General features: G+C 72.5%; 20 protein-coding genes. 4 read left to right on the plus strand and 16 right to left on the minus strand.

Annotation, left to right across the window (positions count from 1 at the left end):
- Positions 1-14: 14 nt before the first annotated feature.
- On the minus strand, positions 15-1,358 hold the full coding sequence (locus BMX65_RS28980; protein WP_075003327.1) for a class I SAM-dependent RNA methyltransferase: 1,344 nt from the start codon (positions 1,356-1,358) through the stop codon (positions 15-17).
- A gap of 146 nt (positions 1,359-1,504) precedes the next feature.
- Positions 1,505-3,625, minus strand: coding sequence for an APC family permease (locus tag BMX65_RS28985; protein WP_075003328.1), 2,121 nt, complete (start codon positions 3,623-3,625; stop codon positions 1,505-1,507).
- Positions 3,626-3,694: 69 nt separating this feature from the next.
- On the opposite strand from BMX65_RS28985, the gene BMX65_RS28990 reads away from it, so the two are divergent.
- Positions 3,695-4,354, plus strand: a complete 660-nt coding sequence (locus BMX65_RS28990) for a potassium channel family protein (protein ID WP_075003329.1) — start codon at positions 3,695-3,697, stop codon at positions 4,352-4,354.
- A gap of 85 nt (positions 4,355-4,439) precedes the next feature.
- Entirely contained in the window at positions 4,440-5,102 is a 663-nt protein-coding gene (locus BMX65_RS28995; protein ID WP_026005177.1) for a potassium channel family protein, read from the plus strand.
- A gap of 206 nt (positions 5,103-5,308) precedes the next feature.
- On the opposite strand, the gene BMX65_RS29000 is transcribed toward BMX65_RS28995, so the two are convergent.
- From BMX65_RS29000 to BMX65_RS29035, 8 genes are all read right to left on the minus strand, one after another.
- Entirely contained in the window at positions 5,309-6,322 is a 1,014-nt protein-coding gene (locus BMX65_RS29000) for a DUF3048 domain-containing protein (RefSeq protein ID WP_075003330.1), read from the minus strand.
- Between the two features lie 151 nt (positions 6,323-6,473).
- The gene (locus BMX65_RS29005) at positions 6,474-7,274 is read right to left on the minus strand and encodes a DUF3159 domain-containing protein (RefSeq protein WP_075003331.1); all 801 of its coding nucleotides are present in this window, start codon (positions 7,272-7,274) and stop codon (positions 6,474-6,476) included.
- 3 nt (positions 7,275-7,277) lie between these two features.
- Entirely contained in the window at positions 7,278-7,682 is a 405-nt protein-coding gene (locus tag BMX65_RS29010; RefSeq protein WP_075003332.1) for an OB-fold nucleic acid binding domain-containing protein, read from the minus strand.
- Positions 7,683-7,765: 83 nt separating this feature from the next.
- Complete coding sequence (locus BMX65_RS29015; RefSeq protein ID WP_075003333.1) at positions 7,766-8,452, minus strand: response regulator; 687 nt, start codon at positions 8,450-8,452, stop codon at positions 7,766-7,768.
- Positions 8,453-8,481: 29 nt separating this feature from the next.
- Positions 8,482-11,124: an ATP-binding protein gene (locus tag BMX65_RS29020; RefSeq protein WP_075003334.1), complete on the minus strand. Its 2,643-nt coding sequence runs from the start codon at positions 11,122-11,124 to the stop codon at positions 8,482-8,484.
- A gap of 195 nt (positions 11,125-11,319) precedes the next feature.
- Positions 11,320-12,105, minus strand: a complete 786-nt coding sequence (locus tag BMX65_RS29025) for a DUF3710 domain-containing protein (RefSeq protein ID WP_075003335.1) — start codon at positions 12,103-12,105, stop codon at positions 11,320-11,322.
- Position 12,106: 1 nt separating this feature from the next.
- Entirely contained in the window at positions 12,107-12,676 is a 570-nt protein-coding gene (gene dut / locus BMX65_RS29030) for a dUTP diphosphatase (RefSeq protein WP_075003336.1), read from the minus strand.
- Entirely contained in the window at positions 12,673-13,275 is a 603-nt protein-coding gene (locus BMX65_RS29035) for a PaaI family thioesterase (protein ID WP_075003337.1), read from the minus strand. Before BMX65_RS29035 ends, dut begins: the two co-directional genes overlap by 4 nt.
- Before the next feature lie 57 nt (positions 13,276-13,332).
- Here BMX65_RS29035 and BMX65_RS29040 point away from each other — a divergent pair, with 57 nt between their 5' ends.
- Positions 13,333-13,800 carry a DUF3093 domain-containing protein gene (locus BMX65_RS29040; RefSeq protein ID WP_075003338.1) on the plus strand — a complete coding sequence of 156 codons (468 nt, stop codon included), beginning with the start codon at positions 13,333-13,335 and terminating at the stop codon, positions 13,798-13,800.
- Positions 13,801-13,848: 48 nt separating this feature from the next.
- On the opposite strand, the gene BMX65_RS29045 is transcribed toward BMX65_RS29040, so the two are convergent.
- From BMX65_RS29045 to BMX65_RS29060, 4 genes are all read right to left on the minus strand, one after another.
- Entirely contained in the window at positions 13,849-14,628 is a 780-nt protein-coding gene (locus BMX65_RS29045) for a hypothetical protein (protein ID WP_075003339.1), read from the minus strand.
- A gap of 17 nt (positions 14,629-14,645) precedes the next feature.
- Positions 14,646-14,945 (minus strand): DUF4193 domain-containing protein, encoded by a 300-nt coding sequence (locus tag BMX65_RS29050; protein WP_019359801.1) that lies wholly within the window; start codon positions 14,943-14,945, stop codon positions 14,646-14,648.
- A 471-nt stretch (positions 14,946-15,416) separates the two neighbouring features.
- Positions 15,417-16,727, minus strand: coding sequence for a sensor histidine kinase (locus BMX65_RS29055; protein WP_075003340.1), 1,311 nt, complete (start codon positions 16,725-16,727; stop codon positions 15,417-15,419).
- A gap of 5 nt (positions 16,728-16,732) precedes the next feature.
- Positions 16,733-17,386: a response regulator transcription factor gene (locus tag BMX65_RS29060; protein WP_019359799.1), complete on the minus strand. Its 654-nt coding sequence runs from the start codon at positions 17,384-17,386 to the stop codon at positions 16,733-16,735.
- Positions 17,387-17,701: 315 nt separating this feature from the next.
- On the opposite strand from BMX65_RS29060, the gene BMX65_RS33105 reads away from it, so the two are divergent.
- On the plus strand, positions 17,702-17,863 hold the full coding sequence (locus BMX65_RS33105) for a hypothetical protein (protein ID WP_019359798.1): 162 nt from the start codon (positions 17,702-17,704) through the stop codon (positions 17,861-17,863).
- A 67-nt stretch (positions 17,864-17,930) separates the two neighbouring features.
- Here the strand turns inward: BMX65_RS33105 and BMX65_RS29065 are convergent, their stop codons facing one another.
- Together BMX65_RS29065 and BMX65_RS29070 are read right to left on the minus strand one after the other, a co-directional pair.
- Positions 17,931-18,785, minus strand: coding sequence for an inositol monophosphatase family protein (locus tag BMX65_RS29065; RefSeq protein WP_075003341.1), 855 nt, complete (start codon positions 18,783-18,785; stop codon positions 17,931-17,933).
- Between the two features lie 94 nt (positions 18,786-18,879).
- A complete protein-coding gene (locus tag BMX65_RS29070; protein ID WP_075003342.1) occupies positions 18,880-20,040 on the minus strand; it encodes a ferrochelatase in 1,161 nt (386 codons plus the stop codon).
- Positions 20,041-20,109 lie beyond the last annotated feature (69 nt).

Raw genomic sequence — 20,109 nt, forward strand, 5'->3', positions numbered from 1 at the left:
AGCAAAACCGCAGCTCAGGCGCCCTTCCCCGCCGGCTCCAGCACCGCCACGCACTCCACATGGTGCGTCATCGGGAACAGGTCGAAGGCGCGCAGGAAGCGGGGGCGGTAGCCGGCGGTGGCGAAGTAGGAGAGGTCGCGGGCGAGGGCGGCCGGGTCGCAGGCGACGTAGGCGATGCGGCGGGGGCCGAGTGCGGTGACCTGGTCGACGATGCGCTTGCCCGCGCCGGTCCGGGGCGGGTCGAGCACGACCAGGTCGGCCTCGGTGATGCCGGTGCGCGGCAGGACCTTGTCGACCTTGCCGTGCTCGATGCGTACCCGGGGGAAGTCCTCGAGGTTCTTGCGGGCGTCGGCCGCCGCCCGCTTGCCCGACTCGATGCCGAGCACCGCGCCCTTCTCGCCGAGGCGGTCGGCCAGCGCTCCGGCGAACAGGCCGACGCCGCAGTACAGGTCCAGTGCCGTCTCGCCCTTGCGGGGGGTGAGGCCGCGCATCACGGCGTCCACCAGGACCTCGGCGGCACGGGGGTGGACCTGCCAGAAGCCGCCCTCGCCGATGCGCCAGGTGCGTCCGTCGGCGCGCTCGCGGACGAAGTCGCGGCCGTGGACGCGGTGCACGGCGCGGTCCTTCTCGCCCACCCGGAGGACGGAGACCTCGCGGTTCAGCTCCACGAGGGGCAGCCGGCCGCCGGGGCGCGGGGTGAGGACGACCTGGCGGTCGGCGGAACCGGTGGCGGCGATGGCGTCGACGGTGGCGATCTGCGGCCACTCGCGTTCCTCGATGCCGAGCTCCTCGACCTCGGGCGCGGCGATCAGGCAGCGGTCGATGCGCTGCACCTCGTGCGAGCGGTGCTTGAGGAGGCCGGCGTGGCCCTCCGCGTCGATGGTGTAGCGGATGCGGGTGCGCCAGGCCGGGACCTCACCGGGGGCGACCTTGTCGCCCGGTGCGGGTTCGACCGTACCGTCCCAGGAGACGTCCTCGGGGGTGAGCCCGGCGAGCCGCTGGAGCTGCTCGGTGAGCACATCGGCCTTGAGGCGTCGCTGGGCGCCGGGCTTGACGTGCTGCCAGTCGCAGCCGCCGCAGCGCCCGGGGCCCGAGAAGGGGCACGGCGCCTCCACGCGGTCCTTGGCGGCCTCCAGGATGTGCACGGCGTCGGCCCGCAGGAAGCGCGAGTCGGTACGGCCCTCGGTCACCCGGGCGACGACCCGCTCCCCGGGCAGCGTGTGCCGGACGAAGAGCACCTGGCCGCCGCCGGTACGGGCGACGCAGTGGCCGCCGTGCGCCACCGGGCCGACCTCGACCTCGTACTCCTCCCCCACCAGGGAGGGGGCGAGCTCTTCGGACGCGCTGGCTTCGGGCATCGGGGCGTGACTCCAAACGACGGGAAAGGCTGAGGGCTGAAGGAAGGCTGACGAACGGCTGGCACGGGGGAACCAGGAGGGCGCCGTGCGATGAGATGCGGGTCCGGCCGGACGGGAGGGACCCGCCCGGGCCGCAGCCGCCGAGTCTACTTCCCGCGCTGCCGGGTCAGGCTCCCCGCCGGTCCGGACCCGTTCCCGGGGCCCTTGCCGCCTTTGCCGCCCTTGCCGCCGTCCTTCTGGGACTTCCGCGGCTGGATGACGGGACCGCGGCGCACGGAACCGGGCGCGTTCCACTGCTCCCGCCGCCTGGCCCGCTTCTTGGCCAGCTCGGAGGACTCCAGCTGGTAGGGCACCGAGGTGACCATGACGCCGGGTGTGAACAGCAGCCGGCCCTTGAGCCGCAGCGCGCTCTGGTTGTGCAGCAGGTGCTCGTACCAGTGGCCGACCACGTACTCCGGGATGAAGACGCTCACCACGTCGCGGGGCTGCTCCTGGCGCAGCCGCTTCACGTAGTCGATGACGGGGCGCGAGATCTCCCGGTAGGGCGAGTCGAGGATGGTGAGCGGGATGTCGATGCCGCTCTCCTCCCACTCCCTGCGGAGCTGCTCCGTCTCGTCCTGGTCCATGTTGACGGTGACGGCTTCGAGGGTGTCGGCGCGCAGCAGCTTGGCGTAGCGCAGGGCGCGCAGCGTGGGCTTGTGGATCTTGGATACGAGTACGAACGAGTGCACCCGCGAGGGGCGCAGCTTCGCCTCGGTGGGGTCCTCGGCGGCCAGTTCCTCGGACACTCCGTCGTAGTGCCGGCGGATGGCGGTCATCACGGCGTAGAAGAGTGCCATGCCGACCAGGGAGACCCAGGCGCCGTGCGAGAACTTCGTCACCAGCACGACCACGAGCACCAGCCCGGTGAAGAAGGCCCCGAAGGTGTTGATGGCGCGGGAGCGGTGCATGCGGTGGCGGCGCGCGGAGTCGGTCTCCGTGCCGAGCAGCCGGTTCCAGTGCCGGACCATGCCGATCTGGCTGAGGGTGAAGGAGACGAACACGCCCACGATGTAGAGCTGGATCAGGCGGGTGGAGTCGGCTCCGTAGACCACCACGAGTATCACCGCGGCGCCCGCCAGCAGCACGATGCCGTTGGAGAAGGTGAGCCGGTCGCCGCGGGTGTGCAACTGCCGCGGCAGGTAGCGGTCCTGCGCCAGGATGGAGCCCAGCAGCGGGAAGCCGTTGTAGGCGGTGTTGGCGGCCAGGAACAGTACCAGCGCGGTGGCCGCGGCCAGGTAGACGAAGGGGAGCGTGCCGTCGCCGAAGACCGCGGCCGCCACCTGGGAGATGACGGGGTTCTGGGTGTAGCCGGCGCCCGCCGGGTGGCCGTCGATCAGCAGGTCCTTGGCCGGGTTCTCCGCCATCCGCACCTTGGTGGCCAGCGCCAGCGCGATGATGCCGCAGAACATGGTGACCGCCAGCACGCCCATCAGGGCCAGGGTGGTCGCGGCGTTCTTCGACTTGGGCTTGCGGAAGGCGGGCACCCCGTTGCTGATCGCCTCGACGCCGGTGAGCGCCGCGCAGCCGGAGGAGAAGGCCCGCAGCAGCAGGAAGGCCAGCGCGAACGCGCCCAGGCCGGACTGTTCGGTGTGGATCTCGTAGTCGGCGGTGGGGGCGCGCATCTCGTCGCCCAGGATGACTCCGCGCACCACCCCCCACGCGAGGAGCCCGAAGACGCCCGCGACGAAGCAGTAGGTCGGTACGGCGAACAGCTTGCCGGACTCGCGCACGCCCCGCAGGTTCATCAGCGTCAGCAGCACGATCACGGTCACGGCGCAGAACGTCTTGTGCTCGACGACGAACGGGATGGCCGAGCCGAGGTTCTCGACCCCGGAGGCGATCGAGACCGCCACGGTGAGCACGTAGTCGACCAGCAGTGCGCTGGCGACGGTCAGTCCCGCCCTGCGGCCCAGGTTCGTGGTCGCGACTTCATAGTCCCCGCCCCCGCTCGGATACGCGCGGACGTTCTGCCGGTAGGAGGCCACCACCGTGAACATCAGCACGACGACCGCGACCGCGATCCACGGGCTGAAGCTGTAGGCGGAGGCCCCCGCCACCGACAGGACCAGCAGCACCTCGCCCGGCGCGTACGCCACCGAGGACAGCGGGTCGGAGGCGAAGACGGGGAGGGCGAGACGCTTGGGAAGGAGCGTCTCGGCGAGCCTGTCGCTGCGCAGCGCCCTCCCGAGGAGAAGTCGTTTCGGTACGTCGGTCATCCTGGACACGCAGAGGATCGTATGCGGTCAGTCGTGCGATGCTGAGACGGCCCGCTGTACGGGACGAAGGGACGGGCGTTGCACATTGTGATCATGGGCTGCGGGCGAGTGGGAGCAGAGCTCGCGCAGACCCTGGAGCGACAGGGCCACACGGTCGCGGTCATCGACCGGGACCCCACCGCGTTCCGGCGCCTCGGCTCGGGGTTCGGCGGACGCCGGGTCACAGGGATCGGCTTCGATCAGGACACCCTGCGCGAGGCCGGTATAGAGGAGGCGGGGGCGTTCGCCGCGGTCAGCAGCGGCGACAACTCCAACATCATCGCGGCCCGGGTGGCACGTGAGATGTTCGGCACAAAGCATGTGGCCGCGCGGATCTACGACCCGCGGCGCGCGGAGGTCTACCAGCGTCTCGGCATCCCCACGGTCGCGACGGTGCGCTGGACCGCGGACCAGATGCTGCGCCGGCTGCTGCCGTCCGGCTCGGAGCCGCTGTGGCGGGACCCGAGCGGTGCGGTACAGCTCGCCGAGGTGCACACCTCCGCGGCGTGGGTCGGTGAGCGGGTCAGCCGGCTCCAGGAGGAGGCCGGGGTGCGCATCGCTTTCCTCACCCGGCTGGGCGAGGCCATACTGCCGACGTCCCAGACGGTGCTGCAGGAGGGCGACCTGGTGCATGTGATGATGCGCTGCGACGAGGTCGCGAAAGTAGAGGAAGTCTTCGCCGTGGGGCCGGAATCGTGAGCGGCACACGGGCGGCTGCCGAGCCGCGTCGGAGCAGGACGCACGCACTCCGCCGGACGGGCGGAGAAGCGAACCAGGGGAACGCATGAGAGTGGCGATTGCCGGGGCGGGCGCGGTGGGCCGCTCCGTCGCGGGCGAGCTGTTGGAGAACGGGCACGAGGTCCTGCTCGTCGACAAGGCGCCGACAGCCATCTCCGTCGAGCGGGTTCCCCAGGCGGAGTGGCTGCTGGCGGACGCGTGCGAGATCACCTCGCTGGACGAGGCGGCGCTGGAGCGCTGCCATGTGGTGATCGCCGCAACGGGTGACGACAAGGTCAACCTGGTGGTCTCGCTGTTGGCCAAGACGGAGTACGGGGTGCCCCGGGTGGTGGCCCGGGTCAACAACCCGAAGAACGAGTGGCTGTTCAACGAGTCGTGGGGAGTGGATGTCGCCGTCTCGACTCCGCGCCTGATGTCGGCTCTGGTGGAGGAGGCCGTCAGCGTCGGCGACCTGGTGCGGCTGCTGCGCTTCTCGCAGGGCGACGCGAACCTCGTGGAGCTGACGCTGCCGCCGGAGTCCACGCTGGCGGGCACCCGCGTGGGTGATGTGAGCTGGCCCGAGGACACCGCGCTGGTGACGATCATTCGCGGCTCCCGGGTGCTGACGCCGGATCCGGACGACGTGCTGGAGGCGGGCGACGAGCTCCTCTTCGTGGCCGCCCCCGCACGTGAGGAGCAACTCGAGGAGCTGCTCTCCACCCGCGGCTGACGGTCCCCCGGTGCGGGGGTGACAGACCTGCGGTGACGGCGGCGGCTGGCGGCCCCCGGAGGCCGGTCCCGCGGGGGCCGGTCCCGCGGGGGCCGGTCCCGCGGGTGCAAGGCGCGCTCTCCGGGGACGGGAGCCACGGAGGGCGCGGCCGACACGGACGCGGCGGACGGCTTCCGCCCGCCGCGGCGCGGCCGTGAGCGGCGCGGTCAGCTCTTCTTCACCAGCGCGACCCACACCTGGCCGCGCGCGAACGGCAGCCGGTCTCCGCCGTCCGCCCGGGTGAAGGCGGTACCGCCGCTCGCCGAGGGGCGCGACCAGTGTGCTTCGTACGCCATGCCGTCCCGCAGCACCAGCGCGTCGCCGGAGCCGACGGTCTCGGTGTACGGGGTGATGCTGCCGGAGCTGTCGTGGAAGCGGGACGGGCGGACGGTGACGTACTGGATCACGACGGTGGCGGGGGCGAGCCGCCCGCCGTCGCGGGCGCGCGCCGCGGCTCCGTCCATGGCCACCAGCCAGCGGCCGCGGTCCGCGGACCAGGTGAAGGTGAAGCGGGCCCCGGGGTAGCGGACGGTCTGCCGGTCGGTTGCGCGGCCGCCGCCGGGTGCGGAACCGAAGCGGTAGCCGATGTCCCGGGGCGCGGAGGCGCCCTCCGCGGCTTGCTGGGCGCGGCGTGCCTTGAGGTAGAGGTTGTGGGGGACGCGGCGGTCCGGGTCCCGTTCGTAGCCGCCGGGCAGCTCGCCGGGCGGCAGCAGCCGCAGCGGTGCCGCCTCCAGGGTCGGCAGGAGTTTGCTCTGCACGCCGGAGAACGCCAGCGCCGGCTCGCCGAACTGGCGCAGCAGTTCGATGTCGGATTCGCGGGCGCTGCGCACCGGGCCGACGGTGGCGGGGAGGTCGGAGGCGAAGACGGCCAGGATGCGGCTGAGACCGGCCTCGACCTGCTCGGTGTAGACGATGTCGGCGTGGTCGAGCCCGTTCTGCGGCCGGGCCGCGGCCACGTTGTCGACCTTCACGGCCAGCACCCGCTCGCCCTTGTGCGGCTCGCCGGTGAAGGGGGAGGCGTCCCCCTGGTCCTCGTCGGAGCCGCACGCGGCGAGGGTGCCCGCGCCGAGGGCCGCGGCGGTCGCCAGGGCGGCCCGCAGCACGGTCCTGCGCGCCCGGTGCGGGGCCGCTCCGTCTGCGGCGTCTGTGAGTGGCCCGGGCCGCCGGGTGGGGTCGTCCATGGCGCCTCGCCTCGCCTCCGTGTCGCCGTGCGCGTCGCGGAGGATCCTTCCCCGCGACGGGGACGACGGTGCGGCGCGCGGTCCGGTTGGCCCGTTCAGCCGGAGCGCGGGGGAAGCGCGTGCGCGCCGGCGGCGGCGGTGCCGGCCGGCGTCAGCGGCGGTGCCGGCCGGCGCTGCCCGCCTCGGCCGTGGCGGCCTGCGCCGCGGCCTTCTCGGCCTTGGCCGCTTCCTCCTCGGCCTCCATCTCGGCGATGACGTTGATCGGCGGCGGGGCCTTCGCCAGGAAGATCCAGGTGAGGTAGACGGCCAGCAGGAACGGCGGGATCTTCAGGATGACGGTGACCCAGCCGAACTGGGTGGTCTCGCCCCAGAAGTAGAGCGGGAAGAGCACGGCCGACTTGCCGAGCAGGATGAATCCCCAGGCGTAACTCGCCTTGGTGTACGCCTTCTTGCGGCCAGGGTTGCGCTTGCGCCAGGACAGGTTCTCCTTGAACACCGGTCCGAGCACCAGGCCGAGCAGGGGCACGCCCGCCATGGCGGTGACAAGGTAGGCGAGCGCCAGGCCGAGCGTGTAGAGCATGCCCGGCAGATAGAAGTCCTTGGCGTTGCCGGTCATCATCGCGAAGAGCACGCCGAAGCCGACGCCGAAGATCCCGCTGAAGGCGTGCTTGACGGTGTCCTTGCGCAGCAGCCGGAAGACGACCATCACACCGGAGAGCACCAGCGCTGTGATCGCGGCGGTGTGGATGTCCTTGTTCACCGTGTACATCGCGATGAACACCAGGCCCGGCACCGTCGTCTCGACCAGGCCCCGCACCCCGCCGAACGCCTCGAACAGCGCCGCTTCCGTGACGGCCTGCGATCCGGTCTCCTCGGGGGCCCGGGAGCCGGTCCCGCCGGTCGGCCGGTCGTCCGGCTCCTCCGCTTCGGTCCGCTTGTCGGGAAGGGTCACCCGCTACTCCTGTCCGAGGGGTCGCAGCTCGTACTTCGGGTTGAACATGACGGGACGGCCGTGGTTGACGGTGATCCGCCCCCAGGCGATCAGCTTGCGGCCCGGCTCGATCCCCGCGATGGAGCGGCGGCCCAGCCAGACGACGTCCAGCGAGGCCGACCCGTCGAACAGCTCGGCCTCCAGGGTGGGCACTCCGGCGCGTGGCCGCAGTGTCACGGTGCGCAGCGTACCGGTTACCCGCACCATCTCGCGGTCGGTGCATTCGGAGATGCGGGCACAGCCGGTGTCCTCGGCTTCCTCACGCAGCTCGGCCGAGCGCAGGTCCTCCTCCGAGGAGGAGAGCCGTTCCAGGAACCGTCGGAACCGCCCGCTTCCCGTGCCCCGCTGCTCTCGGGTGGCGCCAGTCATAACCGCCAGGGTACCGCCGGACGGCTGCGCGTCTCCCCCGCCCGCCGGCACCGCCGCGCACCGGGACGCCGGGCTTCCCGTGCTCACGTCTCGAAGCGGTAGCCCATCCCGGCCTCGGTCACGAAGTGCCGGGGGTGCGAGGGGTCGGCCTCCAGCTTGCGGCGGAGCTGGGCCATGTAGACGCGCAGGTAGTTGGTCTCGGTGCCGTAGGAGGGGCCCCAGACCTCCCTGAGCAGTTGCTTCTGGCTCACCAGCCGACCGGGACTGCGGACCAGCACCTCCAGCAGATGCCACTCGGTCGGGGTGAGCCGGACGTCGCCGCCGTCGCGGTGCACCTTCTTCGCCGCCAGGTCGACGGTGAAGGTCCGGGTCTCGATGACCCCGGCCCCCTCCGGCATCCCGGCCGGGGGCTCCGCGCGCCGGACGGCGGCGCGCAGCCGGGCCAGCAGCTCGTCCATGCCGAACGGCTTGGTGACGTAGTCGTCGGCGCCCGCGTCCAGCGCCTCCACCTTCTCGTCGGAGGTCTGCCGGGCGGAGAGCACCAGGATCGGCACCCGGGTCCAGCCGCGGATGCCGTGGATGACGTCCACACCGTCCATGTCGGGCAGGCCCAGGTCCAGGACGACGGCGTCGGGATGCCGGTCGGCCGCCAGGCGCAGTGCGGTCGCGCCGTCGTGCGCGGCGTCCACCTCGTACTTGCGCGCCTTGAGGTTGATCACGAGGGCACGGACGATCTGGGGTTCGTCGTCGACCACGAGCACCCGGTGCATTCTTGTTCCTCTCGGTTCCGTTGTGCCGCTCAGGCGCCGGAGCGCTGGGACGGGAGCTGCGATCTGCCGGCGCGGGCCGGCAGCCGGCGGGGCGCGGGTCCGCGGCCGTGCGCCGCGCGCAGGGTGAGCACCATGGTCATGCCGCCTCCGGGGGTGTCCTCGGCCTCCAGCGTGCCCCCCATCGCCTCGGCGAAGCCGCGGGCGACGGCCAGGCCGAGGCCGACCCCGGCACCGCCGGGTGCGTCGCCGTAGCGCTGGAAGGGCTCGAAGATACGGTCCTTGTCGCTGTCGGGCACCCCGGGGCCGCGGTCGGTGCAGCGCAGTTCGACCCGGTCGGCCAGCGCGCTCGCGCGCACCAGCACCTTCTTCCCCTCCGGGCTGTACTTGACCGCGTTCTCCACCAGGTTGGCGACGGTGCGCTCCAGCAGTCCCGGATCGACGGCGACCAGCGGCAGCGCCTCGGCGACGGCCAGCCGCACGCTGCCCTCGGGCACGCCGCCCAGCGCCTTGGGCACGACCTCCTCCAGGCTGATGTCCTTGATGTGCGGCCGGACGGTGCCGGTGTGCAGCCGGGACATGTCCAGCAGATTGCCGACGAGGTTGTCGAGCTTGTCCGCACCCTCCTCGATCGCCCCCAGCAGCTCCGCCTCGTCCTCCGCCGACCACTGCACGTCGTCGGAGCGCAGCGAGGAGACGGACGCCTTGATGGCGGCCAGCGGGGTGCGCAGGTCGTGCGAGACGGCGGCCAGCAGCGCGGTGCGGATCCGGTTGCCCTCGGCCAGCTCGCGGGCCTGCTCGGCCTCGCCCAGCAGCCGCTGCCGGTCGAGCACCCCGGCGGCCTGCGCGGCGAACGCGGCCAGCACCCTGCGGTCCTCGGCGGGCAGCACCCGTCCGGAGAGCACCAGCATCATGCTGTCCCCCACCGGCATGTCCGTCTCGCCGTCCTCCGGCGCGGCCAGCCGCTTGCCGGAGCCGGTGGTGCCGACGCTGCCCGCGCAGGTCCAGGCGGCCCGCTCGGCGGTGCGCTCCAGCAGGGCGACGCCGTCCATGGCGAAGGTCTCCCGGACCCGCTCCAGGAGCGCCTCCAGGCTGGGCCCGCTGCCCGGGCCGCCGCCCGCGTGCGGGGTCTCGCCGCGCAGCACGCTGCCCGCCAGTGCGGAGAGGATCTCCGACTCGGCGCGCAGCCTGGCCGCCTGCTGGGTGCGCCGGGCCGCCAGGTCCACCACCGAGGCGACGGCCACGGCGACGGCGAAGAAGACGGCGAGCGAGACGACGTTGCGGCCGTCGCTGATGGTCCAGGTGCGGACCGGCTCGGTGAAGAAGTAGTTCAGCAGCGCCGAGCAGACCGCGGCGGAGGCCAGCGCGGGCAGCAGTCCGCCCACCAGCCCGGCGGTGACCGTGAGCACCAGGAAGAGCAGCACGTCGTTGGCGAAGCCGATGCCCGGCTCGGTGGCCAGCATCAGGAGTGTCAGCAGCACGGGAGCCCCGAGCGCGGTCAGCCAGCCCGCGACGAGACGCGCTGTGCCCAGCCGGGCGGCCCGGGTGCCGGGCAGCCCGCGCCCCCGGGCGGCCTCCTCGTGGGTGACGATGTGCACGTCCAGGTCCGGCCCCGAGTCCCGGGCGACGGTGGCGCCGACCCCGGGCCCGAACACGTACTGCCAGGTCCTGCGGCGCGAGGAGCCGAGCACGATCTGGGTGGCGTTGTGGCCCCGCGCGAACTCCAGCAGGGCCTGGGGGATGTCCTCGCCGATGACGTGGTGGTAGGTGCCGCCCAGGTCCTCCACGAGGGTGCGCTGGACGGCGAGTTCCTGCGGGGAGGCGGGGGTGAGGCCGTCGGCGCGGGAGATGTGGACGGCCAGGATCTCGCTGCCCGAGCCCTTGGCCGCCATCCGGGCGGCGCGGCGGATCAGGGTGCGGCCCTCGGGCCCGCCGGTGAGCCCGACGACGATCCGCTCGCGGGCCTGCCAGGTGGTGCGTATGCGGTGCTCGGAGCGGTACTGCTGGAGGTACTCGTCGACCCGGTCGGCCGTCCACAGCAGGGCCAGTTCACGCAGGGCGGTGAGGTTGCCGGGCCGGAAGTAGTTGGACAGGGCCGCGTCGACCTTGTCCGGCGCGTAGACGTTGCCGTGCGCCATCCGGCGGCGCAGCGCCTGGGGGGACATGTCGACCAGTTCGATCTGGTCGGCGCGCCGCACCACTTCGTCGGGCAGGGTCTCGCGCTGCCGTACGCCGGTGATGGACTCCACCACGTCGCCGAGCGACTCCAGGTGCTGGATGTTGACGGTGGAGACGACGTCGATCCCGGCGGCGAGCAGTTCCTCGACGTCCTGCCAGCGCTTGGCGTTCCGGGAGCCGGGCACGTTGGTGTGGGCCAGTTCGTCCACGACGGCCACGGCGGGGCGGCGGGCGAGCACCGCGTCGGTGTCCATCTCGGTGAGGTCCGCGCCGCGGTGCGTGGTCCCGCGGCACGGCACCTGCTCCAGTCCGTGCAGCAGGGCCTCGGTGCGCGGGCGGTCGTGGTGCTCGACGAACCCGACCACCACATCGGTGCCCCGCTCTGCCCGGCGGTGCGCTTCGGAGAGCACGGCGTAGGTCTTGCCGACTCCGGGTGCCGCGCCGAGGAAGACCCGCAGCCGCCCCCGCCGCCGCTGCTGCTGCGTTCCGGACACCATGCCCCCATTCTCACCGCTCTCCGGTCCTGGTCATGCGGCGCGGGCGGGGCCCTCGTCAGGGTTCCGGACGGATGGCCCGGCGGGCGCCGGGTGCTGGAGCCCCTCCGTCCTCGATGCGGCCCCTACGCGGCTGCCGGGGGCACGCACGACGAAGGCCGGGCCCGTCGGGCCCGGCCTTCGCAGCAGCGGTGGGCGCTAGCGCACCTCGGAGATCTCCGGGCCGCGCTGGAGCTTGTCGAGGCCACCCGCGAACCGGGAGCCCTCTTCCACCGTCTCCTGCTGCACCCCGTCCGGCACCATCTGCGCGTCCTCGGGCAGCTTGAGGACGATGGGGTCGCGCGGCGCCATCGGCCCCTCGCCGCGCACCACGACCGTGTCCCGGAAGATCTGTTCCAGCACACCCGCCGCCTCGGGCTGGACCGCGCCCTGACCGGAGATCACCCCGCGCAGGAACCACCGCGGTCCGTCCACCCCGACGAACCGGACGACCTGCACGCCGCCCGTGCCGTCCGGCAACTGCACCGGCACCTGCGCCCGCAGCTCCCAGCCCAGCGGCCCCTCGGCCTCGTCGATGACGCCGCCCTGCTGGGTGATGCCGGAGGCGATCTCCTCGCGGACCTCGTCCCAGATGCCCTCGCGCTTGGGCGCGGCGAACGCCTGGAGCTGGACTGCGCTGTCCTGCAGTACGACGGTCGCCGCGACGATCGCGTCGCCCGCGACCTCGACCCGCAGCTCCATGCCCTCGACCCCGGGGATGAACAGGCCGCCCAGGTCGACCCTGCCGGAGTCGGGCTCGGTGACCTCCTCGATGTCCCAGGGGCCGTCCGGGCGGGGCGCCGGAGGCAGCTTGACCCGGGTCTCACCGGTGTCGGCGTCGGTGTCCGCGCCGTCCTGCGGCTCGCCCTCGCCTTCCTGTTCCGTCTCGAACTCGTCCGAGGTGCCCTTGGGCTCTTCGCTCTTCTTGCGACGACGTCCGAACACGTCACTGTCCTCTCAGGTCGGAAGCTCGATCGGCACCGACCGCAACGTAATCCTTCTGCTGTGCGGCTGTCTGCAGGGTGACGCCCGACGCGTCGGCGGGCGCCGGCCGGGCCGGACGGTCCGCCGCGTGGCCGCCCGTGGAGCCGAAGCCGCCCGCGGCGCGCACCGAGTCGGGCAGCTCCTCGACCTCGCGGAACCGCACCTTCTCCACCTGCTGGACGACGAGTTGGGCGATACGGTCGAAACGCTCGAACCGCACGGTCTCGCGTGGATCGAGATTGGCCACAATCACCTTGATCTCCCCACGGTACCCGGCATCGACCGTTCCCGGTGCATTCACCAGCGAGACGCCGCAGCGGGCCGCGAGGCCCGAGCGCGGGTGGACGAAGGCCGCGTAGCCGTCCGGGAGGGCGAGCGAGATCCCCGTCGGCAGGACGGCCCGCTCCCCTGGGGCCAGTTCCGCGCCCTCGGTGGTCACCAGATCGCAACCGGCGTCTCCCGGGTGCTGGTAGGAGGGCACGGGCACCTCGGGGTCGGTGCGCCGCAGCAGGATCTCGACACCGCCGCTCACGGGTTCACCTCGAAGGCACGCGCGCGCCTGACCTGGTCGGGGTCGTCCATGGCCGCGTGGATCTCCTCCTCGCGGCCGTTCTCGATGAAGTGCTCGACCTTCACCTCTATGAAGACGGCGTCCGCGCGCACGGCGACCGGCCCCTCGGGGCCGCCGATCCGGCCGGTGGCCGTGGAGTAGATCTTGCGCCCGTGCACCGCGGTCGTGCGGGCCTCCAGATACAGGAGCGTGTCCACGGGGACGGGGCGCAGGAAGTCGGTCTCCAGCCGCCCGGTCACGGCGATCACGTGCATCAGCCAGCCCAGCGAGCCCAGGGTCTCGTCCAGCGCGGTGGTCAGCACACCGCCATGGGCGAGGCCGGGCGCTCCCTGGTGGGCGGGCTTGACGGTGAACTCGGCGGTGACGCTGACGCCCTCCCCGGCCCGCGCCGCCAGGTGCAGGCCGTGCGGCTGCCCGCCGCCGCAGCCGAAGCACATGCCGTAGTGGGCGCCGAGCGGCGCACCGGGCTCGGGAGCCTCGGGGTGGCGCACCGGCGGTACGGCGTCCGGCGGCGGCACCAGCGAGGTCTTCGGGGAACTGGGGGGATTGGCTGCACTCACGGGTGCAGACCTTACCGCCGTGCGGGGCGCCGGGGGGCGCCGTGCCAAGCTGGACACATGGTTGCCCCGGCCGCGCTCCACGACGAGCGCCTCACCGCTCCCCGGTCCTGGTGGCTGATCGCCGCCGGAATCGGGGTGGCCTGCGCGCTGATGCTCTTCCCCTTCGGCCCGCTGCCGCTGCTGTGCGGCCTGGTCGGAGGCGGCGCGCTGGCGGCGGTGTGCGTGAGCAGCTACGGCAGCGTCCGGGTGCGGGTGGTGGCGGACTCGCTGATCGCCGGGGACGCACGGATTCCCGTGTCCGCGCTCGGGGAGGCCGAGGCACTGGACGCCGGCCAGGCGCGCGCCTGGCGCACGTACAAGGCCGACACGCGGGCGCACATGGTGCTGCGCGGCTATGTTCCGACAGCGGTGCGGGTCGAGGTGACCGATCCGCAGGACCCGACGCCGTACGTGTATCTCTCCACCCGGCATCCGCAGCGGCTGGTGGAGGCACTGCGTTCGGCCCGCGAGTCGGCCGTCGCCTAGCCGCCGGCTGTGATCGGCCGTTCCCCGACGCGGAGTCGGCGGGCCCGGTCAGCCGCTGTGCGGACCGGTCGCACCGGCGCGCAGATCGGCACGGACGCGCTCGGCGAGCCGTGCGGTGTCCCTGCGGTTCAGTACGGCGCCTGCGGCGGCTCCGATCAGGAACGGCGCGAGGTTCGGCAGGGTGCGCAGCGTGCGCTTCGTGATCTGCCGGCGCAGCCTGCGGCGCAGCTCCCCGTTCATGGCCGCGCTCAGGGTGGCGGGGCGGGTGACTTCTATGCCGCGTTCGGAGGCCCAGGCGCTCAGGTAGGCCGCGGCCCGTTCGCGGACGTTGCCGGGCGCCCGGCGGCCGTAGACCTCGTGGAGTTCGGCGATCAGCTTCAGCTCGACACCGGCGACGCCGACGATCTCGGCGGTCAGCTCGGCGGGCAGGGCCGGGGGTACCGGCAGCATCGCGGCGCCGCCGACGCCCGCGCCCACGGCGGCCGCACTCCGGGTGGCTCCGGCCACCAGCCGGTCGGCCAGCTCCTCGGTGCTCAGCCCGGGGAACTGCCTGTGGAGGGTCTCCACATCCCGTACCGGCACGCGTGGGGCGAGCTCGATGACGCGCTCGGTGAGCGCGCGTACGTACCTCTGCGTACGCGCCCCGACCCGCCGCGCAGCGCCGCCGGACCGCGGTCCGGGGCCGGGCGGTGTGCCGTCGGGCGGCACGGGCGGCACCGGGCCGCCCGCGTGCGGCGCGGCGCCCTCGGCACCGCGCTCGAACGGCACGAGCGAGGCCGACCGGTCATGAGGGCCTCGCTCGTCGTCACGTGCGCCTTCGACTGCCACGGCAGTCGGTCCGCTTCTCAGGCCGCGCAGTCGCGGCAGATCGGCTGACCGTTCTTCTCCGCGGCGAGCTGGGAGCGGTGGTGGACCAGGAAGCAGCTCATGCAGGTGAACTCGTCCGCCTGGCGGGGCAGCACCCGGACGGACAGCTCCTCGTTGGAGAGGTCCGCTCCCGGCAGCTCGAGGCCCTCGGCCTGCTCGAACTCGTCCACGTCGACATTGGACGCGGACTTGTCGTTCCGCCGGGCCTTCAGCTCCTCGATGCTGTCTTCGTTGACTTCGTCGTCGGTCTTGCGTGGAGTGTCGTAATCCGTAGCCATGTCGCTCTCCCCCTCTGGGTGTCTGTGGTGTCTCCAGCGCACGTAACGCGTGAGAGGCCGGACTTGTGCCCGACCCGAGGCGGAGATTTTGCCTCACATCAAGGTCTGTTACTCAATCGACACCCAACGGCACCCCTGAAGAGGTGATCATGTCGGATGTCGAGGAGGACCATAGACGGTCCCCGGCGGTGCTCCGCACACATTCCGCACCGACCAACCGGGGTACTGCCCACGATCTCCACCTGCGGAAACCTGGATTTTCCGGGTTTTCTTCCCGTTCGGTGACCCCGGTCCGGGACCATCCGAAAATTCGCATGTGTGATCGATCACAACCCGACTGCCGACAGTGGGAAACGTCCCCGATTCCGCATATAGCGAACGGGGTGCCGACTACGCCGGGGTGTTTTCGGTCACTTTTCGTCACCTCCATGTCCTCACCTTCCTGCAGGGCTCCGCGGCGTCGGCCGCCGCTCACAACGGCAGCGTCACCCGCATCACCAAGCCGCCGTCCTCGCGCGGCACAGCCGAGACCGCACCGCCGTGCGCCCGCGCGACCGAGCGCACGATCGACAACCCGAGCCCGACCCCCTTGTCACTGCCTGTCCGCTCCGTACGGAGACGCCGGAACGGCTCGAAGAGGTTGTCCACCTCGTAGGCCGGGACGACGGGTCCGGTGTTCTCGACGCTGAGCACCGCCTGCCCTGGCTGGGCCTCCGTACTGACCGAGACCCATCCGTCCGCACGCAGGTTGTAGCGCACGGCATTCTGCACCAGGTTCAGTGCGACGCGCTCCAGGAGTACCCCGTTGCCCTGTACATATGTGGGCTGCCGTACTCCGCGCAACTCGACACCCTTGGTCTCGGCCTCGCCCCGCGCCTGCTCGACCGCCTGCGAGGCCACCTCGGCCAGGTCCACCGGCTTGCGGTCCACCAGCTCGTTCTCGCTCCGGGCGAGCAGCAGCAGCCCCTCCACGAGCTGCTCGCTGCGTTCATTGGTGGCCAGCAGCGTCTTGGCCAGTTGCTGCAGCTCCGGCGAGGCGTCCGGATCGGCGAGCTGCACCTCCAGCAGCGTGCGGTTGATCGCCAGCGGGGTGCGCAACTCGTGCGAGGCATTGCCCACGAAGCGCTGCTGCGCCGTGAAAGCACGCTCCAGCCGGTCCAGCATGTCGTCGAAGGTGTCCGACAGCTCCTTCAGCTCGTCGTCCGGGCCCTCCAGCTCGATCCGCTTGTGCAGATCCGAGCCCGCCACCTGGCGCGCGGTGCGGGTGATGCGGCCCAGCGGCGAGAGCACCCGGCCCGCCATCACGTAGCCGAAGGCGAAAGCGGCCACCGCCAGTCCGAGCAGGGCGAGCAGCGAGCGGCGCAGCAGGCCGTCCAGCGCCATCCTGCGCTGCGCCTCCGCACACTCCGACAGGCGCTGCATGAACACGTCACTGGGGAGGGTTCCGGTCAGTCCCTGGCAGTCCGAGGTCGGCTGGACCTCCCCGTTGAGGATGCGGAACGAGACGTGGCTGGCGTCGTCCAGCGCCTGCGCCGCCAGCAGATAGATGATCGTCAGCAGCAGCATCCCGGCGATCAGGAACATCCCGCCGTACAGCAGGGTGAGCCGTATCCGGATGGTGGGACGCAGCAGGGGCGAGGAACGGGGGGTCTCGCGCGGGTCCCAGCTCGGTTTCGGGGGTGTCCGCGGCGGGGCGCCGCCGGTGCGGTCGCCCCCGTCCGGTCCGGCGGGCCCGGGGGCGCCCCGGGAACCGGGGGAACCAGGAGAAGTGGAGGAGGCCATCGACGTCAGATCCGGTACCCCGCGCCCGGCACGGTGACGATCACGGGTGGTTCACCGAGCTTGCGGCGCAGCGTCATCACCGTCACCCGCACCACGTTGGTGAACGGGTCGGTGTTCTCGTCCCACGCCTTCTCCAGGAGCTGCTCGGCGGAGACCACGCTGCCCTCGCCCCGCATCAGCACCTCCAGCACCGCGAACTCCTTGGGTGCCAACTGGATCTCCCGGCCGTCCCGGGAGACCTCGCGGCGCCCCGGGTCCAGCCGGATACCGGCCCGCTCCAGCACCGGCGGGAGAGCGGTGGTCGTGCGCCGCCCCAGCGCCCGCACGCGGGCCGTCAGCTCGGAGAAGGCGAAGGGCTTGGGCAGGTAGTCGTCGGCACCCAGCTCCAAGCCCTCGACCCGGTCGCTGACGTCCCCCGAGGCAGTGAGCATCAGCACCCTGGTGGGCAGACCCAGCTCCACGATCCGGCGGCAGACGTCGTCCCCGTGCACCAGCGGCAGATCCCGGTCGAGTACGACGACGTCGTAGTCGTTGATGTCGACGCGCTCCTGCGCCGCCGCCCCGTCGTAGACCACATCGACGGCCATGGCCTCCCTGCGGAGGCCCGTCGCCACGGCATCGGCGAGCAGTTGCTCGTCCTCGACGACGAGTACGCGCACGGCGCTGTTCCTTCCCTGGATACGGATGGGGGATCGTGCTCCCCATCGTGCCCCGGACCCCGGTAAATCGGCGGTAAGAGCGGAGGTGAGAAGCCGGCGGCGGACTCCGGCACGGGCCGCCGGCACATTTTCGGAGCGGTTGAGGTTTCTCTGAGGTTCCGGTTGGGGAGGACCTGAGCACCATCCACGATCACGCCCTGTGCGCAGGGTGCCACAACGCACCTCCGACGCAGTCCGGGGACCACGCCGTGATCGGGCACGCACCACTTCCCTCGGCACACCCCGTGCCACCGACCCGCGACGAGGGGGCACACCATGGACGCATTCACCGCAGGCATCCTGCAGCGTATACGGACCACCGAGTCCGACCTGCACCGCGCACGTGAATCCGGCGACGACTTCCTCGTGGACGTCGAGCAGTCGGAACTGGAGGACCTCCGCCGCCTGGCCGCCGAGCACGGCGTGCAGGTCGCCTGACGGTCCTTTCGAGCCCGCTTCGGCGATGCGGCCCTCCGGTCCGGGGGGCCGCATCGCCGTTCCCGGGCTACTCCGCCGCGCCGGCCGGCCGGTCGTGCCAGGCGCCCAGCTCCTCCAGCAGCGGCTGGAGGACCTCGAAGACCCCCGGCGAGGCCGCGACGGTGAGAGCGCCGTCGGCGGGCAGCCCCGGACGGCCGCCCGTGCGGGCACCGGCCTCCCGCGCGACGAGATCCCCCGCGGCCAGATCCCACGGGTTGAGGCCGCGCTCGTAGAAGCCGTCCAGCCGCCCGGTGGCGACGTCGCACAGGTCGATGGCGGCCGAGCCGCCGCGGCGGATGTCGCGCACCCGCGGCACCAGTTCCTGGGCGACAGCGGCCTGGGCCACCCGCCGCTCCCTGACGTAGCCGAAGCCGGTGCCGATCAGCGCCTGCTCCAGCGGCGGGGACGGGCGGCACCGCAGGCGCCGGCCGTCCAGGAAGGCGCCCTGCCCGCTGACCGCCTGCCAGGTCTCACCGCGTACCGGTGCCGCCACCACGCCCACGACCCGCTCGCCGTGGTACTCGGCGGCGATCGAGACGGCCCAGTCGGGACGTCCGTACAGGTAGTTGACGGTGCCGTCGACGGGGTCGATGACCCAGCGGACACCGGAGGTGCCCTCGCTGACGGCGCCCTCCTCGCCGAGGAAGCCGTCCTGCGGACGGTGCTCGGCCAGGAATCCGGTGATCAGCCGCTCGGAGGCCAGGTCCATCTCGGTGACCACGTCGATGGGGCTGGTCTTGGTCGCCGCGACGCCCAGATCGGCCGGGCGCCCGTCGCGCAGCAGGGTGCCCGCGCGGGCGGCGGCCTCCTGCGCGAGGGCGAGCAGCTCGGCCTTGAGCGCGTCGTCAGCGGGTTCGGATGCGGACTGCGGGGTGTCGGTCACGAGTGTCGAAGCTCCTGTCGTGTGGACCGGGTACCGGCGCGGCGGTGGGCCGGGGCGGGCGGTCGGGCGCGCCCGGGATCCGGGCGCGGGGCTCTCACAAGGGCGGCGCGTCGGCACCTGCCGCGGCCGGCTTCGGCGTCCGCGCCGGGCAGCAGCCGACCGGGCACACGTCGTGGCTCGGGCCGAGTGCGCCCAGCGCGCACCGGGCGGGCGCCTCGCCCCGCTCCGCGGCGGCGCGCTCCAGCACCAGTTCCCGCACCGCGGCCGCGAACCGCGGGTCGGCGCCCACCGTGGGCGAGCGCCGGGCGGGCAGGCCCAGCTCGGCCGCCTTGTCCATGGCCTCGGTGTCCAGGTCGTAGCGGACCTCCATGTGGTCCGAGACGAAGCCGACCGGCACCATCACCACACCGGGCACGCCGTTCCCGTGCAGCTCCTCCAGGTGGTCGCAGATGTCCGGCTCCAACCACGGCACCGAGGGCGGGCCGCTGCGCGACTGGTAGACGAGGCTCCAGGAGTGCCGTACGCCGGTGCGCTCCCGGACGGCCTCGGTGATCAGTTCGGCGGCGTCGCGGTGCTGCGCGACGTAGGCGCCGCCGTCACCGTGCGCCTCGACGGGGCCGGAGGTGTCGGCCGCGGCGGTGGGGATGGAGTGTGTGGTGAAGGCGAGGTGCGCGCCGTCGCGCACCTCGGCGGGGAGGTCGTCCAGACAGGCGAGCACACCGTCGACCACGGGTTCGAGGAAGCCCGGGTGGTTGAAGTAGTGACGCAGCTTGTCCACCTGCGGCGGGCGCAGGCCCTCGTCCCGCAGCGCCGCCAGCGACTCGGCGAGGTTCTCCCGGTACTGGCGGCAGCCCGAGTAGGAGGCGTACGCGCTGGTCGCCAGGGTGAGCACCCGCCGGTGACCGTCGCCGGCCAGTTCGCGCAGGGTGTCGGTGAGGTACGGCGCCCAGTTGCGGTTGCCCCAGTAGACGGGCAGTTCGAGGCCGTGTGCGGCGAAGTCCTCGCGGAGCGCCGCCAGCAGGGCCCGGTTCTGCTCGTTGATCGGGCTGACCCCGTCGAACAGGTAGTAGTGGCGGCCCACCTCTTCGAGGCGTTCGGTGGGGATACCGCGTCCCCGGGTGACGTTCTGCAGGAACGGGACGACGTCGTCCATCCCTTCGGGACCGCCGAACGAGAGCAGCAGGAGCGCGTCGTAGGGGGCCGGGGAGGAGTCCGGCCCGGGGCCGGAAGGTTCGGTGGGCAGCGCATCGGACATGCCTCGATCTTCCCATCCGGGGGACGCGGCAGGCGCCCGGCCTCCGCTGCGCGGCGCACTGTCGGGTGT

Source organism: Streptomyces qinglanensis (genome assembly GCF_900111245.1).
Classification (GTDB): domain Bacteria; phylum Actinomycetota; class Actinomycetes; order Streptomycetales; family Streptomycetaceae; genus Streptomyces; species Streptomyces qinglanensis.

Excerpts from the sequence above, each read along its gene's own strand:
- BMX65_RS28980 (WP_075003327.1), bottom strand. The coding sequence starts at position 1,358 with ATGCCCGAAGCCAGCGCGTCCGAAGAGCTCGCCCCCTCCCTGGTGGGG.
- BMX65_RS33105 (WP_019359798.1), top strand. The coding sequence starts at position 17,702 with ATGGACGCATTCACCGCAGGCATCCTGCAGCGTATACGGACCACCGAG.
- BMX65_RS29070 (WP_075003342.1), bottom strand. The coding sequence starts at position 20,040 with ATGTCCGATGCGCTGCCCACCGAACCTTCCGGCCCCGGGCCGGACTCC.
- BMX65_RS29015 (WP_075003333.1), bottom strand. The coding sequence starts at position 8,452 with ATGCACCGGGTGCTCGTGGTCGACGACGAACCCCAGATCGTCCGTGCC.
- BMX65_RS29050 (WP_019359801.1), bottom strand. The coding sequence starts at position 14,945 with ATGGCTACGGATTACGACACTCCACGCAAGACCGACGACGAAGTCAAC.
- BMX65_RS29000 (WP_075003330.1), bottom strand. The coding sequence starts at position 6,322 with ATGGACGACCCCACCCGGCGGCCCGGGCCACTCACAGACGCCGCAGAC.
- BMX65_RS29055 (WP_075003340.1), bottom strand. The coding sequence starts at position 16,727 with ATGGCCTCCTCCACTTCTCCTGGTTCCCCCGGTTCCCGGGGCGCCCCC.
- BMX65_RS29020 (WP_075003334.1), bottom strand. The coding sequence starts at position 11,124 with ATGGTGTCCGGAACGCAGCAGCAGCGGCGGCGGGGGCGGCTGCGGGTC.
- BMX65_RS29010 (WP_075003332.1), bottom strand. The coding sequence starts at position 7,682 with ATGACTGGCGCCACCCGAGAGCAGCGGGGCACGGGAAGCGGGCGGTTC.
- BMX65_RS28995 (WP_026005177.1), top strand. The coding sequence starts at position 4,440 with ATGAGAGTGGCGATTGCCGGGGCGGGCGCGGTGGGCCGCTCCGTCGCG.
- BMX65_RS29040 (WP_075003338.1), top strand. The coding sequence starts at position 13,333 with ATGGTTGCCCCGGCCGCGCTCCACGACGAGCGCCTCACCGCTCCCCGG.